This window comes from Pontibacter sp. FD36, assembly GCF_015686655.1.
Taxonomy (GTDB): Bacteria; Bacteroidota; Bacteroidia; order Cytophagales; family Hymenobacteraceae; genus Pontibacter.
This window is the reverse complement of sequence record NZ_JADPMP010000019.1, coordinates 14,483-28,099: the sequence shown is the minus strand read 5'-3', so window position 1 is coordinate 28,099 and position 13,617 is coordinate 14,483. Positions and strand designations below refer to the sequence as shown.

Sequence of the window (13,617 nt, the reverse complement as noted above, 5' to 3'; positions counted from 1 at the left end):
CCTTAAGGTATAAAAGCTCTACTCTTATACCTGGTAAAAGGGTGCTGCAAGTATTAGAAAAATAATATCGACTAAATCTAAAGGTTGGCAGTAAGCTAAAAGTATAAAATCTATGGGGCATAAAAAGATGTGCTTAGATTGTAGAAAAACGTTCAATCGTGAGTTCGACCCAGGCTCAGGTCATGACTATAAATGTCCTGATTGTGGGAAGTCAATGATACTAATGCCCCATAGGTTCAGACCTCCAAAACGAACAGATGACAAGAAATGGGAAACAGTTAAGCTTTTAGTGGAAAATGGCTTTAAGTATCAGCACATCTACAACTACAAAGAAATAGATGGGAAATGGACTTCTGAAAGTGTGGAGTACCCTGAAAATCCAAAGGACGCAAAAGAGTTTATTCAGAAGTATAAAAACCAATCATTTAATATATAAGAAAGCCATCTGCCAACAAGGTGCAGCTTTAACCCTTGCTACGCTACGGGCTTCGGCTGCACGAGTAACGTTGGCACATATTTGAAAGTATGAAATCAGCAGTTCTAATAGTACTAATCTTCATTCTTTCCTCTTGTAATAATAGAGAAGTAAAATATTCTGGTTTAAATGATTTATCGGTTGGAGTTCAACAAGTCGTACTTTATAATAATGGTGAGTTTTACTTAGAGCTTAGTCTTGGGGGAGCAGAAGGAACCTATGAAATCAAAAGTGACACCGTGCATCTTAGCTATATTGATAAACCTGAAAACTGGCCAGACAAACTATTGATGACTGACAGCTACTTTATTACCTTAAACAGGGACAACTCAATAGAACCAATAAGAATCAGACGGTAGCTTCAAAAGAAAAACAGGTGCCAACAAGGTATATAAGCCATACTTCAGCTACGCCTCGTTCGCCTTTTATACAAGACGTTGTGGTGCATTAGAATGATGAAAAGGAAAATAAACCAATGCTTCGAGTGTGATAGTGAGTACTATGCTGACTCCTCCGAAATGTTGGGTTTATGTCCAGAATGCTCTCACTATATTTATGGTTATGAAAACTGCCTGCACACATTTGAAAATGGCAGGTGTACTAAATGCTATTGGAATGGGGCGAGTACCAACTTTATCAATAGTCTAAAAGGTGAAAAAGGAACAGATAGAACTCTATAAAGCAGTAGATGAAATTTTGTGGGAAGACTGGGACCCAATTGGAGTCAATGGTTTTGCACCAAGAGATGAATATCAGAGTTATGTTCCTGAAATCTTTACCATGTTGAATGAAGGGAAAGATGAAAATGAAATTGCCGACAGACTAATTCAAATAGCTACTGAACGAATGGGGTTGTTTGAAGACAGAGAACATTGTCTTTTAATAGCAAAGAAATTGATTAAACAAAAATAACGAACCACAACACGGCACAGCCTTTATGCTCAGCTACGCCTCACCCATCGGCTGTACTAACCGTTATATGCGATTTCAAGTTATGAATTTGTATTTTAATAAAGTTTCACTTTAGGGCAACTTTCTGTATCTTTACTTCGTGAATGATAAAGGAAAACATCGGAGAATAATTTTCTATAAAGAGTACTTTCAAGAATTCTTTCTCAAGCAAAGGGACAAGGTGAGAGATAAAATTATCTGGACCCTTGACTTAATTGAAGAACTTGAAAGGATTCCTGAAACCTATCTCAAGCATTTAGAAAATACTGACGGGCTTTTTGAGATTCGGGTACAACAAGGAAGTGATATCTTTCGGATTTTCTGTTTTTTCGATGAAGGCAAACTAGTCGTTCTGGCAAATGGCTTTCAAAAGAAAACACAGAAGACGCCGAAAAAGGAAATTGAAAGAGCATTAAAAATCAAAGCAGAATATGAAAGCGAGAAATAATAACATCATGACACTTGACCAGTTTAAGGAAAAACACTACGGTAAAGTAGGAACCCAAAAGCGTGATGAATTGGAAGAAGGATATGAAAATTTCAAAATTGGCGCTTTGATTCTTGAAGCCAGATTAGAAAAAGGTTTAACACAGGAAGAGTTGGCTGCAAGAGTTGGAACCTCTAAATCCTACATCTCCAAAATTGAAAATAATATCAAGGAGGTGCGTTTATCAACCTTAAAAAAAATCATTGAGCTAGGCTTAGGTGGACACCTAGAACTTTCAATCAAATTATAATCCTTGGGAGAAAGAAGCAAAACCGCATATAACCCGGCACAGGCTCCACACTTGGCTACGCCTCGTTCGCAGCCTGTACAATCCGTTAGCTATCATAGTAATCTATAGAACTTTGGCTTGTGAATAAGCGTTAATGTAATAACTTTGTAATTACATTAAATAAAAAGTGCTATGGAAGTATCAATCATACAAATAGGAAATTCAAAGGGACTACGCTTGACTAAGTCCATTCTGGATAGGTATAACATCAAGGATAAAGTTGAGCTAATACTGGAAAAGGGGCAGATTATTTTAAAGCCAGTTGAGCATCCAAGGAAAGGCTGGGACAAGGCCTTTAGGAAAATGCACGAGCACGGTGATGACCAACTTTTACTGGATGATGTGTTCGGTGATGAAAGCTTTGACGAATGGAAATAAGTCAGTATGAGATAGTCTTGGTAAATCTGGATCCTACTGTAGGAAGTGAAATACAGAAAACAAGGCCTTGTGTAGTGATATCCCCCGATGAGATTAATCATAACCTAAGAACAGTGGTTATCGCACCAATGACCACCAAAAGCCGTAGCTATCCTACTCGTGTGAAAGTAAAGCACAATAATCAAGTGGGCTGGGTAGTGATTGACCAGATAAGGACCATTGATAAAGTCCGCATTGTTAAAGTGTTAGGAAACCTAAACTCTGCAGAAATAGCTTCCTGTAAAAGTGTAATAAAAGAAACCTTTGTGGACTAATAAAAATGACGATAGGTAACCCGGTGCAGCCGTAACCCGGTGCTAAGCTGCTGGCTTCGGCTGCACAACATCGTTAAAGATGAATTACCAACAAATATGACAAAGTAATGTATATTTGGTAAAGGAAAAACGAATGCCAAATTTATACATCATATCGGGTTGTAACGGTGCTGGAAAAACAACAGCTTCATTTACAGTTCTTCCTGAAATGCTAGGCTGCCGTGAATTTGTAAATGCAGACGAGATTGCACGCGGACTCTCTCCTTTTCAGCCAGAGAAGGTGGCCGTAGAAGCGGGCAGAATAATGCTTCAACGAATTGACGAGCTACTAAGAAAGAAAGAAGACTTTGCCATTGAGACTACACTCGCTACAAGAAGCTACGCGCAGACAATCAAGAAAGCCAGGGAAAGTGGGTATAATGTTACCCTCGTTTATTTCTGGTTAGCATCTCCTGAGCTAGCCATACAACGTGTGAAAAACCGAGTAGCCGAAGGCGGCCACAATATACCCGAAGATGTAATCCGTAGAAGATATAAAAAGGGAGTTAAAAACCTCTTTGAGTTGTTCATCCCTATTTGTGACTATTGGATAATCATTGATAATTCTCAAACACCCTATAACATAGTGGCAGAAGGACAGGAAGAGCAGGAGTTAAAAATACAGAATCAATCAGTTTGGGAAAAGCTAAAGGAGTTAAGCCATGAATAAGAATAAGATAGATACGGTTGATTTACGCAACAAGATTCTAAAGGGATTAGATCTTGCAGTTGAGAAGCTTATCCGCAGAAAACAAAAAGAAGACGGGGAACTTGTCTTCTCAAGGAATGGAGAAGTGGTGATAGTCAAGGCTAAAGATTTATCGGCTGAGTAAAAAGCCCATCCCACAACCCAGTGCAGCTTTAACCCTCGCTTCGCAACGGGCTTAGGCTGCACCAGCACGTTAGCGGATATTCAAAGGATAAGAACATTATGAACATAATTATACCTGGCTTACGAAACTCTGACGAAAATCATTGGCAAACTATCTGGGAGAATGAAAACCCAGAAGAGTTTTTCAGGATTGTGCAGTCAGACTGGGAAAACCCTAACTGTAGCGAATGGACTTCCAGAATTGAAGAAGAGCTTAAAGAATTTAACTATGACGAGCTTGTTTTAATAGGTCACAGCGTAGGGTGTGTTACTATAATTAAATGGTTTGAGAAGTACGGTCACAAAGTGAAAGGTGCCTTATTTGTAGCACCAAGTGACGTGGACAAACCAGGCTATCCAAAGTATATTACAGGCTTCAATCCCATGCCTGAAAATAAGTTACCCTTTCCTACAATAGTGGTAGCAAGCTCGGATGACCATGTGGTTGAGATTGAAAGGGCAAGACTATTTGCCAAAAATTGGGGAAGTGAGTTTGTAGAATTAAAAAATGCAGGGCATATAGAAAGTAAATCTGGATTTGGGAAGTGGGATTTTGGTCTTAAACTAATTAATAGAATAGAAGAACAGACCGCTAACCCAGTACAGGCTTAACTCTCGGCTATCGCCTCCCCTATTTGCCTGCACAATCCGTTGGCGGTCAAGCAGCCAATAAAAAAGCAGATAGAAAATGATGATAAATCAAGAAATTGCTCGAAGACAAATCAGTTCAAATAACAAAGTCCTTCTTACAGGTATCGTAACTGTTTTTGTTCTCTCCTTACTTGTTTGGGAGCATTTTCAGGGTGGGGTCGCCAATCATCATATTCTACAACAACAAAACCTGCCTGCAATCTCCAACTGGTGGAACGGATTAATGCTTCCTACTCTTACATGGTTCCTTATAGGTAGGACGGAAAAGAGAATTGGCAAACAATCTCCACAGGGACAGCAAACTAATAATCTACAAAGACAGGCTATAAGACTTTTTATAACAGGCTTGGGCTTAGGGGTTTTAATAGCAACTTCATTCACGAATGGGTACAGCCTCTTTTTAGACAATGTACCTTACATCATCTTAGTACTCAGCTTAATTATTCCCATATACTATGCCGAGTTCATCTTAGGCTTCATTCTTAGCATGACCTATACCTTTGGGGCAATATTGCCAACCGTTTTTATACTTATACTGGCAGCTATTGGAATTCTTACCTATAGATTTATCAGACCGGTGATTATAAAGCTGACAATGAAATTGAAAAGTAGTTTGAATAAAAGCCCGAACCGATAACAAGGTGTATGGACAATAGCGGGTGCAGTAGTAAATCAAAAGTCTTTGCTTCTATTCCGCACTGCCCATACACGAATACGTTGGGCAAGACAAAAATCAATAAAAACAGTATAATAAAACAAGCGTAAATTGGGACACCATGAAAGCAATCAGAGATCATATTCAGCAAATTAAGAATCTATGCGATCAACATAGTGTTCGTTCTTTATTTGCGTTCGGCTCTGTCACAACTGATAGATTTAAGCCAGACAGCGACATTGATCTAGTTGTGGACATTGCTTCTGAAGATCCCCTAGAATACTCAGACCACTACTTTGCATTAAAATTTCAATTAGAGCAAATACTCCAAAGGGAAATTGACCTTCTAGAGCAGAAAGCAATCAGGAATCCATTTCTCAGGCAGGAGATTGACCAGACCAAGATACTTGTTTATGGAAAATGAAATCCGCATTTGGCTGGCAGACATCAAAAAGGCAATTTCAGAGATAAATCAATTTTTACCCGCCGAGAAGAATTTCCTACTCTTCCAAAAAGACTTAAAGACAATTAGGGCAGTCGAGCGTAACCTGGAAATTATTGGTGAAGCAATCAACAGGATACTGAAAGTTGAGCCTGCCATACAGATAACGCATGCCCGAAGAATTGTGGACACCAGAAATAGAATAATTCACGGCTATGATACCGTGTCTGAAGACATTATATGGGCTATCGTAATACGAGAACTACCAAATCTTGAACTTGAAATAGAAGCTCTACTAAAATAGAATTGCCTAGCCCAACACAACCTAAACCACACCAAGGCCTGCCTTAGCAAAACCGTTGGGCTTAATAAAAAATTGTATCATGTCCCGTACTGACACCCATGATCGGGGAAGCAATAAAATAGAATAACAGTACACAAACGTTTACCAAATGACGGGGGCACATAAAGTGACAAATCCTGATTCTTTTATCTCTGTTTGATTAGTCGCGTTTTCTTCGCTTTCGTTCGAACTAAATGTATTGCTACATTGACCAAGCACCACCCAAATAATTACAAAAATTAGAATCGTACTGAAGCATCCTCCGCCTAGTTTTTTAGCACCAAAGCCAGCAATCAATCCTCTGAATAAGTTATTCATAGTAGTATTTTTATGTTTCTCGTAAGAAACGACATTGGAAATATGAAGTTTTATTTACTTGCCTAAACGTTCTAAAAAATTATTTGCAGAAAGTTGTATGGGAGGCTCACTGCAATTATCCTGGTTTAAAAAGAGAAGTAAGGTAGAGGTTCGAATGGGAGAAATGGCGGCGGCACCAGAAGTTCAAAGCCTCGTTGGTCACGCCCATAAGCCATCTAGGCCGCCTTATGGACAAGTCCTTTAGATAATATTAAAAATAAAACTCCAGTCTCAAAGTTACCGTTTTGGTAACTTTTTTTATTATATTTGAGTTTATATTTTAAGAAGTGAGAGTAATAGCAAAACGGGCACTGCTGGATTTTTGGAAAAAGCATGCCGATACTAAGCAGCAGCTAAAAGCCTGGTACAACGAGGCGGAGCAGGCTGACTGGAAGTCTCCAAACGATATAAAGAAAGACTACCCCTCAGCAAGCATATTGGAGGGCAACAGAGTGGTCTTCAACATTAAAGGGAATAACTACAGGTTAATCGTCAGAATCAACTACAAGTATGGTGTTGTTTGGATACGGTTCATTGGGACGCATGCTGAATATGACAAGGTTGACGCTACTAAAATTTAAAGAAAGAAGAAATGAATATTAAGCTGATAAAAACAGAGGAAGATTACCAATTGGCCCTGCAGAGGCTAGAAGACATATTTGATGCGGAGCCAGACACACAGGAGGGCGATGAACTGGAGGTGCTTTCATTCCTGATTGACTCCTACGAAAAGGAGTATTTCCCAATTGAAGCACCGGACCCGATTGAAGCAGTAAAGTTCAGAATGGAGCAACTTGGAATGAAACAGAAAGACTTAACCGAGGTGCTGGGTTTCAAGAGCAGGGTGAGCGAAGTATTGAACAGAAAAAGAAAGCTCACATTAGAGATGATAAGGAGTTTGCATAAGACCTTGAACATCCCGACACACGTGCTCATTCAGGAATACTAAAAGAAAAACAGCCTTTCTAACACCGTATATACAAATCCCTTGCTACGCTGCAAGCTGTACATATACTAACAGTTGGCAAACATTATAGAATGAAACTTCAGTTTATCATTATTATTTTGACTCTAGTGGCTACACTTTCCTCTTGTAAAAAGGATGATGAATCAGCCATTTTCTATTGGGATGAAACTGGATGTGCAGATCCATGGAAACAGAATAGCGATGATACTGAGGAGGAGAGAAAAGCTGAAATAAAAAGATACTTAGAGAATCAGAACGTTAGCGTTAATAAAATCGAGTTTGAATTTGATCAGGCCAAGCAACAAGTTTGTTATGCATGCCACTGCACAACAGGAAGAGTCATAATGGTTAAAGTTGCGTGGTCAGACGCACAGATAATGAAAAGGCTAAACTTCTATCAGTAATCAAAGAAATACCTTGTACAACAAATTGCAGCTTTTATGCTCGGCTACACAAGTCACCGATGGACAATTTAGAGTTAGAATCACCAGGAAATAATAGCCTTCTTCTAAACTCTGTTACAAGCTAGTCACATTTCCTACCCGTCATACCTGATCTCTACCCGCTTGCCTCCCGCATCGGCTGATTCATAAATCGCCATGAGCACACGCATGTCGCGCAGGCCCATTTCGCCGGGTACAATCGAGGGTTGGTTTTTCATAAAGCTTTGTGCCTGTCCGTCCATTTGCCGCACCTGCTCATAAATGTTGGGCAGGTCCATTTTGCCTTCTTGGGTCTCCCCTTCCTTGCCTTCGTAGGCATAGGCAGGGTTTAGCCGCCACCATCCTTTCTCGGCTTTGGCACTCAGCACATTTTCATCATCGGCATAGCTGGTGTTGCACTCTGCTTTTACACCGTCTTCAAATTCCATCTGCCAGCTGATGGACTGCTCTACACTGTGAAAGTAGTTGGGCTTTGTCACCTCCCCATACCTGGCGGTAACCGCTACCGGTGGCTTGCCCATGGTATAGATTGCTCCTTGCACGCAGTAGATACCCAGGTCCATTAAAGAGCCGCCGCCAGCGAGCTCTTTGTTCAGTCGCCATACATCCAGGCTGCCATCGGTCATGTCGGAGCTGTTTCGGGCCTCGATCTGCTTTACCTTGCCGTATACCTGTTTCTGCCCCAGTTCCATCACCCGCTGGTGAAAAGGCTCGAAGTGAAGGCGGTAGCCAATAGCCAGCTGCACTCCGTTCTCACGGCAGGCATCGAGCATGCGCTGCGCATCTTCCACAGTGGTGGCCATGGGTTTCTCACAGATCACATGTTTTTTGGCTTTTGCCGCCCGGATGGTATACTCGGCATGCATGGCGTTGGGCAGCACCACATACACAATGTCGATGTCTTTGTTGTTGGCTATCTGGTCGAAGGTGTCGTAAGAGTAGATGTTTTTGTCAGGTATGTTGTATTTCTTTTTCCAGGCCTCTGCCTTGGAGGGTGTGCCTGTCACGATGCCTGCCAGGTAGCAATGCTGCGTTTCCTGCAGGGCAGGCGCCAGTTCGTTGGTGCTGTACTGCCCAAGTCCGACCAGGGCAATTCCCATTTTCTTTTGCTGCTGTGCACCTGTCTGTAAAGTGCCTTCTTCATAGGCCAGACCACCACCATGATGCCCCATACTATGTGAGAGAAGCGGCATACCCAATAGCGTGCCCCCTAAGGTGAATGTAAAACCCCTGAGAAATTTGCGTCGATCGGTTTGTAAGTTGTAGTGGTTTGTTTTCATGCGTCTGGATTATGGAGAATACTAAAAAAACGCGCTGCACCCGTATATGTTTCGGATTGAGAGAGCTGTGTTGCTGATACCTTGGATATGCTTACCTTTGTCACTTTCATATTATTACAGTTCTTTTGTCAACATTCCTTACCGAGCCCTGCTTATACCTTTAGGCGAAGTTGCAGCGGCCTACGCCCTGCCCGAAAAGTTTAGCAATCCCTTCAGGTACACACCACACGCCCTTGCCTTACTGGCAGCTGAGAGGTTACAGCAGCACCTTAAACAGCAGCAGGATTGGGAGCACAACTTTGGATTAGAACCGGGACAGGAAGGGGCAATTATCGGGAAAATGTTTGGCGTGCTGGTTGTCAGGACGGCACAGGGTGAAATGGGCTATCTAGCAGCCTTTTCGGGAAAACTGGCTGGCGGTTTTCACCATCCTGCCTTCGTGCCTCCCATATTCGATTCACTCACTGAAGGTAGCTTTCTGAATAGCGGTATGTGCGAACTTACCCGCATCAACCAGGAGATAAGCATGCTTCAGGAACAAGCCACCACCGAAAGTAAAGCACGTGTCGATGCGCTGCAGAAGCTGCGCAAAGAGAACTCTGTCGCGCTGCAGGCGATGCTCTTTGACCAGTACCATTTCCTCAACCAGGCCGGTGAGGCGAAAAGCCTGCGCGACATTTTCAGGCAGAGAGCCAACGGCAACCCACCCGCCGGCGCCGGTGAGTGCGCTGCGCCCAAACTGCTGCAGTACGCTTTTCAGAACGGCATGAAACCATTGGCGATGGCAGAGTTCTGGTGGGGCTTGTCGTCTAAATCAGCCTACTGGAAGCACGGCCACTTCTACCCTGCCTGCCGCGAGAAGTGCGAACCCATTCTGGAACACATGCTACAAGGTATAGCCCTGGACGAAGAGCCGTTATAACAAAGCATGCGGTCAGTTTTTACAGCATAGGCCAAGCCCACTCAACACATTTTTCGTAAGTTGCAGCTATGAATCACAGATCACCAGAGATCCGGACCGTCAATGTGGTCCGCTATGTCACACCTTTGCGGGAGGGCGGCTCGCTGCCTGCCATTGTGGAGGCTGACGACGAGTTCCTGTATGTGCTCAAGTTCCGGGGTGCCGGACAAGGTATAAAAGTGCTTATTGCCGAGCTGATCGTGGGTGAGATTGCCCGGGCGCTCGGCTTCCAGATACCCGAGATCGTCTTCATGCACCTCGACGAAGCCTTTGGCCGCACCGAACCCGACGAAGAGATACAGGATCTGCTGCGTGCCAGCGAGGGCCTCAACCTGGGCTCACACTACCTGCAAGGCGCCATTACCTTCGACCCGGTAGTGACCACCATCAACACGGAACTGGCCTCGCGCATAGTCTGGCTCGATGCCCTCGTGACCAACGTAGACCGCACGGCCCGTAACACCAACATGCTCATGTGGAAGAAAGAGCTCTGGCTGATTGACCATGGCGCTTCCCTCTTTTTTCATCACTCCTGGGACAACTGGGAAGAGCAGGCGAAGCGTCCCTTCGCCATGATCAAAGACCATGTGCTCCTGCCACAGGCAAGTGCCTTGGAAGCCACTGATAAAGTTGGCAAAGAGACCCTGACGCCAGCCCGCATCGACGAGATCCTGGCGCTTATTCCGGATGAGTGGCTGACCGGTGTAGATTCGCCGTTTGAAACGGCCGAGGAACACCGCCAGGCCTACGCCCGCTTCTTCGAAATACGACTAGCCCATTCTGACATTTTTGTGAAAGCCGCCCAGCATGCAAGAGAGACACTTATTTGAGTACGCCGTCATACGGGTAGTGCCACGGGTGGAGCGTGAGGAGTTTCTGAATGTGGGTGTCATCCTGCTCTGCAGCTCGCAGGGTTTCCTGCAGATTCGCTATACCTTGAACGAGGAGCGCCTGAGAGCCGCCTTTGGTGACCTGGACATGGAAGAGCTACGGGCTCGTCTGCAGGCTTTTGAGAAGGTATGCGCCGGTCGTCGCGAAGGCGGACCGATCGGTCAGTTAGGCACGGCCTCCCGCTTCCGCTGGCTCACAGCCAACCGCAGTACAATCGTGCAGACTTCAGCCGTGCATCCGGGGAGATGCATTAACCCTTTGGAGACTTTGGAGAAACTGCACCGGGATCTGGTTTTGTAGCACCATCATTTTGCAACGCAAACTATCCCGCAATTTGTTATATTCGCATAGACCAAAATCCGAGGCATGAACATCTCCCGCATTGTCACCATTGTTTTAACGCTAGGCGCTATCATTTTTGTGGTTATCATCCTGTCGGACCCTTATTTCTTTACCGATACCAAAAAGATACAAAAGACTGCTGAAGCGAAGCTGGAGGAAGGAATTTTGGGTAACAAAAATGCCTTTAAAGAGGCCAGTTATTACCTGAACTCATTAATTGAGCAGGGCGATGGTGACCGCAAAACCTACGACCTGCTCTACTGGAGCTATCGCTACGACAAGAATTTTGCCCAAGCTGAAAGAGCCCTGAACGAAGCTCTGGAAGAATACCCGGATGATTTGGCATTTCAGTACCACCGTGCTGAAATGCGTCTGGAACTTGGCAAGTATGAGCAGGCTTTGGAGGATTACAACGCCGTTATACCTGCCGCTGACGACAAAGACTTTCTTTATGATGCCCTGTATGGCCGTGGCGCCGCCCGGTATAAGTTGGGTTTAAAAGAAGAAGCAGAAGCGGATAGGCTGAAGGCGCAGGAACTGACGCGGGATACTCTGCAGACGTATTCAGTTTACTTTAAGGAGTAATTTGGGTTAATAGTTTCGCCTTACCGGCGGGGGCTATTAGGGGGATGACAATCGTTCACTCAGAAATTATCAATCCTGGAAATCCTTCTTAATCCTGTTACCCTTTCCTTAAATACTTCTTAATACAATGCAGCGATCCGGACTTTTCGGCGAAAGGGTTGAAATCCTCTAGCTGGATTACTTTAAACCCGAGCTTCTCCCATACCTGCTTGTTCGCTTCGTCGGTCTTGCGAAGGTACTCCCAGCTGCCGTGTCCATAAGTGGGTAGCCAGACTGTCTTTTCATCTTCACTTTTGATTTCTACCAGGGCATTGTTGGCGGTAGCATAGTACCAGCTTCGTTTCTTTTCCTCCGGGGTGTCCACATACGTCAGCGGCAGTGGGTTTCGGATCACCTCGAAGTCCTGCCGCTCGAGCAGGGCGGCTACATCATCAAACACATCAGGTATAGCGTAGGCTGACAGCTCCTCGCCCAGCACTTCACAGGCCATGCGGGTGTCACCGACAAGCACTTGGTACCTGCCTTCTTTGTTGCGCCCGGCCAGCGTCACAAACATATCGATGTGAAAGACCGGCTGTACTGTGCCTTCCACATTTTGGGTATGTAGGGTTTCCGTCCACTTCTCGCCATTTAGCTTAAACTCCTGCTCCTCTTCCTGCGGCACGTACAGCAGACTGCCCACTGTCACAAATCTGCGCTTATGATCGAGGTAGCGGCTGAAGAGCTGTGCCAGCTGCTCTGTTGCCAGGTTACTTTCCTCTGGTAGCAGCACTCCTCGCAGGTCAAGCATGGAGTCCACGATGTAGTCGGCACCCATCAGGAAAAAATCGTCACCGACCAGCAGGTTGCCTCCTTCAAAATAAAGCGGCGTCTTCACCCTGTTCAGTCCAAGCGATTTGCTCAGGATATAACCGGTATAGTCATCGGCGGCCCGGCGGTGCGAGTGGGGCTGTACGATGTAATAACTGCCATCGTGCTTATCCTCCACCACTTCGTAGTCATCTTCGGCCCATACCAGCAGCTTGATGTGGTCCGGCACTTCATGAAAGCGGACTCGTTTGAGCATGTCATGGGCAGAGAACCAATTCATCAGTTGCTCTTTGGTATCGCCACCTTCGGGCACCAGCAGGTGATATTCCGTATAGTCCGGCAGTTTTCGGAAGAGGTCCTGGTATACCTTCCAGAGCGGGTTATCGTCGTGCCGGAGCACGTAGGACGGCACCGTGAAGACCATCGCTTCCAAGGACCCGTCGGCGCTTGGCACCAGACTAGGCTGCTGGGGCATCTGACTATACTGTTGCAGCATGGTAATGGCAATGGCCCGCCGCTGCATCCCCGACTCCGGCAGGTCCTGTTGTGACTCGCTTGAGAGTTCTTCTATCAAACGGTAGTGTCGTCTCCTGATCGGACGTGGGGCATCGTTGCTCATAGGTATAGCGTTTATAAAATATGATATGATGTTCTCCTAAACCAGGGTTTATAATCAATCCCGTGCGTCAATTTTTGCCATTTCCCGCTGCCCTGCCCAGAGCCAGAGCAGGATGATGATCAGCTCTGCCACTGCGTCGAGCAGGTAGATATCCCAGATCACGTTGCGGAGCGGGTAGTAGGCGCTCACAAACCCAAGCCCTGCCGCACCGCTAATACCCAGCCACTTGACCTCAGAGGTCACCCGCTGCCGGAACCCTGCCACCAACAGCACCAGTCCTACTACCGCAATCAGAATACCAACTGTGCGCACCAGCCACAGGTCTGTTTTAGGACCTGTCACCCACAGGAAACTGGGCATGTGCAGGAGCGGCCACACACCTGTTAGCGTCCAGTAGATACCCTGCAGTTTGGCGATCAGGCTCACGCTTCTCATGGCTTCAATTGTTTAAGTTCACATTGAAGATC

Annotated in this window: 24 protein-coding genes; 20 read left to right on the top strand and 4 right to left on the bottom strand. The window is 45.0% G+C overall.

The genetic code is table 11. The features are described from left to right. The first annotated feature begins 112 nt into the window (after positions 1–112). The 13 genes from I0P70_RS20885 (at position 113) to I0P70_RS20825 (ending at position 5,856) form a co-directional block, all read left to right on the top strand. Positions 113–436 (top strand): hypothetical protein, encoded by a 324-nt coding sequence (locus I0P70_RS20885; protein WP_196121079.1) that lies wholly within the window; start codon positions 113–115, stop codon positions 434–436. Positions 437–525: 89 nt separating this feature from the next. Next, entirely contained in the window at positions 526–834 is a 309-nt protein-coding gene (locus I0P70_RS20880) for a hypothetical protein (RefSeq protein ID WP_196121078.1), read from the top strand. 292 nt (positions 835–1,126) lie between these two features. Beyond that, the gene (locus tag I0P70_RS20875; protein ID WP_196121077.1) at positions 1,127–1,387 is read left to right on the top strand and encodes a hypothetical protein; all 261 of its coding nucleotides are present in this window, start codon (positions 1,127–1,129) and stop codon (positions 1,385–1,387) included. Between the two features lie 220 nt (positions 1,388–1,607). Further along, on the top strand, positions 1,608–1,874 hold the full coding sequence (locus I0P70_RS20870) for a type II toxin-antitoxin system RelE/ParE family toxin (protein ID WP_370583277.1): 267 nt from the start codon (positions 1,608–1,610) through the stop codon (positions 1,872–1,874). Continuing rightward, positions 1,858–2,163 (top strand): helix-turn-helix domain-containing protein, encoded by a 306-nt coding sequence (locus tag I0P70_RS20865; RefSeq protein ID WP_196121075.1) that lies wholly within the window; start codon positions 1,858–1,860, stop codon positions 2,161–2,163. The genes I0P70_RS20870 and I0P70_RS20865 overlap by 17 nt, the downstream gene beginning before the upstream one ends. Positions 2,164–2,334: 171 nt before the next feature. Beyond that, complete coding sequence (locus I0P70_RS20860; protein WP_196121074.1) at positions 2,335–2,580, top strand: AbrB/MazE/SpoVT family DNA-binding domain-containing protein; 246 nt, start codon at positions 2,335–2,337, stop codon at positions 2,578–2,580. Next, positions 2,571–2,894 carry a type II toxin-antitoxin system PemK/MazF family toxin gene (locus I0P70_RS20855; protein ID WP_196121073.1) on the top strand — a complete coding sequence of 108 codons (324 nt, stop codon included), beginning with the start codon at positions 2,571–2,573 and terminating at the stop codon, positions 2,892–2,894. Before I0P70_RS20860 ends, I0P70_RS20855 begins: the two co-directional genes overlap by 10 nt. A 133-nt stretch (positions 2,895–3,027) precedes the next feature. Continuing rightward, positions 3,028–3,603 (top strand): zeta toxin family protein, encoded by a 576-nt coding sequence (locus I0P70_RS20850; RefSeq protein WP_196121072.1) that lies wholly within the window; start codon positions 3,028–3,030, stop codon positions 3,601–3,603. Beyond that, positions 3,596–3,766 (top strand): hypothetical protein, encoded by a 171-nt coding sequence (locus I0P70_RS20845; protein WP_196121071.1) that lies wholly within the window; start codon positions 3,596–3,598, stop codon positions 3,764–3,766. Before I0P70_RS20850 ends, I0P70_RS20845 begins: the two co-directional genes overlap by 8 nt. Before the next feature lie 98 nt (positions 3,767–3,864). Beyond that, positions 3,865–4,416 carry an alpha/beta hydrolase gene (locus I0P70_RS20840; RefSeq protein ID WP_196121070.1) on the top strand — a complete coding sequence of 184 codons (552 nt, stop codon included), beginning with the start codon at positions 3,865–3,867 and terminating at the stop codon, positions 4,414–4,416. 76 nt (positions 4,417–4,492) lie between these two features. Then, a complete protein-coding gene (locus I0P70_RS20835; RefSeq protein WP_196121069.1) occupies positions 4,493–5,092 on the top strand; it encodes a hypothetical protein in 600 nt (199 codons plus the stop codon). A 139-nt stretch (positions 5,093–5,231) separates the two neighbouring features. Further along, positions 5,232–5,534, top strand: a complete 303-nt coding sequence (locus I0P70_RS20830; RefSeq protein WP_196121068.1) for a nucleotidyltransferase family protein — start codon at positions 5,232–5,234, stop codon at positions 5,532–5,534. Continuing rightward, positions 5,524–5,856 (top strand): DUF86 domain-containing protein, encoded by a 333-nt coding sequence (locus I0P70_RS20825; RefSeq protein WP_196121067.1) that lies wholly within the window; start codon positions 5,524–5,526, stop codon positions 5,854–5,856. Before I0P70_RS20830 ends, I0P70_RS20825 begins: the two co-directional genes overlap by 11 nt. 141 nt (positions 5,857–5,997) lie before the next feature. Here I0P70_RS20825 and I0P70_RS20820 read toward each other — a convergent pair whose 3' ends face one another. Then, the gene (locus I0P70_RS20820; RefSeq protein ID WP_196121082.1) at positions 5,998–6,213 is read right to left on the bottom strand and encodes a hypothetical protein; all 216 of its coding nucleotides are present in this window, start codon (positions 6,211–6,213) and stop codon (positions 5,998–6,000) included. Between the two features lie 326 nt (positions 6,214–6,539). Between I0P70_RS20820 and I0P70_RS20815 the strand changes: the two genes are divergently transcribed. From I0P70_RS20815 to I0P70_RS20805, 3 genes are all read left to right on the top strand, one after another. After that, the gene (locus tag I0P70_RS20815; protein WP_196121066.1) at positions 6,540–6,833 is read left to right on the top strand and encodes a type II toxin-antitoxin system HigB family toxin; all 294 of its coding nucleotides are present in this window, start codon (positions 6,540–6,542) and stop codon (positions 6,831–6,833) included. 11 nt (positions 6,834–6,844) lie between these two features. Beyond that, complete coding sequence (locus I0P70_RS20810) at positions 6,845–7,201, top strand: type II toxin-antitoxin system HigA family antitoxin (protein ID WP_196121065.1); 357 nt, start codon at positions 6,845–6,847, stop codon at positions 7,199–7,201. Between the two features lie 89 nt (positions 7,202–7,290). After that, a complete protein-coding gene (locus I0P70_RS20805; protein ID WP_196121064.1) occupies positions 7,291–7,623 on the top strand; it encodes a hypothetical protein in 333 nt (110 codons plus the stop codon). Positions 7,624–7,757: 134 nt separating this feature from the next. Here I0P70_RS20805 and I0P70_RS20800 read toward each other — a convergent pair whose 3' ends face one another. Then, entirely contained in the window at positions 7,758–8,942 is a 1,185-nt protein-coding gene (locus tag I0P70_RS20800; RefSeq protein ID WP_196121063.1) for a Gfo/Idh/MocA family protein, read from the bottom strand. A gap of 97 nt (positions 8,943–9,039) precedes the next feature. Here I0P70_RS20800 and I0P70_RS20795 point away from each other — a divergent pair, with 97 nt between their 5' ends. The 4 genes from I0P70_RS20795 to I0P70_RS20780 all read left to right on the top strand — a co-directional run bounded on the left by I0P70_RS20795 (position 9,040) and on the right by I0P70_RS20780 (position 11,721). After that, positions 9,040–9,864 (top strand): pseudouridylate synthase, encoded by an 825-nt coding sequence (locus tag I0P70_RS20795; protein ID WP_230392335.1) that lies wholly within the window; start codon positions 9,040–9,042, stop codon positions 9,862–9,864. Positions 9,865–9,932: 68 nt separating this feature from the next. Next, positions 9,933–10,733, top strand: coding sequence for a HipA family kinase (locus I0P70_RS20790; protein WP_196121062.1), 801 nt, complete (start codon positions 9,933–9,935; stop codon positions 10,731–10,733). Further along, positions 10,711–11,094 carry a DUF3037 domain-containing protein gene (locus I0P70_RS20785; protein ID WP_196121061.1) on the top strand — a complete coding sequence of 128 codons (384 nt, stop codon included), beginning with the start codon at positions 10,711–10,713 and terminating at the stop codon, positions 11,092–11,094. The genes I0P70_RS20790 and I0P70_RS20785 overlap by 23 nt, the downstream gene beginning before the upstream one ends. 66 nt (positions 11,095–11,160) lie before the next feature. Beyond that, complete coding sequence (locus tag I0P70_RS20780) at positions 11,161–11,721, top strand: tetratricopeptide repeat protein (RefSeq protein ID WP_196121060.1); 561 nt, start codon at positions 11,161–11,163, stop codon at positions 11,719–11,721. 97 nt (positions 11,722–11,818) lie between these two features. On the opposite strand, the gene I0P70_RS20775 is transcribed toward I0P70_RS20780, so the two are convergent. Together I0P70_RS20775 and I0P70_RS20770 are read right to left on the bottom strand one after the other, a co-directional pair. Continuing rightward, positions 11,819–13,150 carry a hypothetical protein gene (locus I0P70_RS20775; protein ID WP_196121059.1) on the bottom strand — a complete coding sequence of 444 codons (1,332 nt, stop codon included), beginning with the start codon at positions 13,148–13,150 and terminating at the stop codon, positions 11,819–11,821. Between the two features lie 54 nt (positions 13,151–13,204). Then, complete coding sequence (locus I0P70_RS20770) at positions 13,205–13,585, bottom strand: hypothetical protein (protein WP_196121058.1); 381 nt, start codon at positions 13,583–13,585, stop codon at positions 13,205–13,207. Positions 13,586–13,617 lie beyond the last annotated feature (32 nt).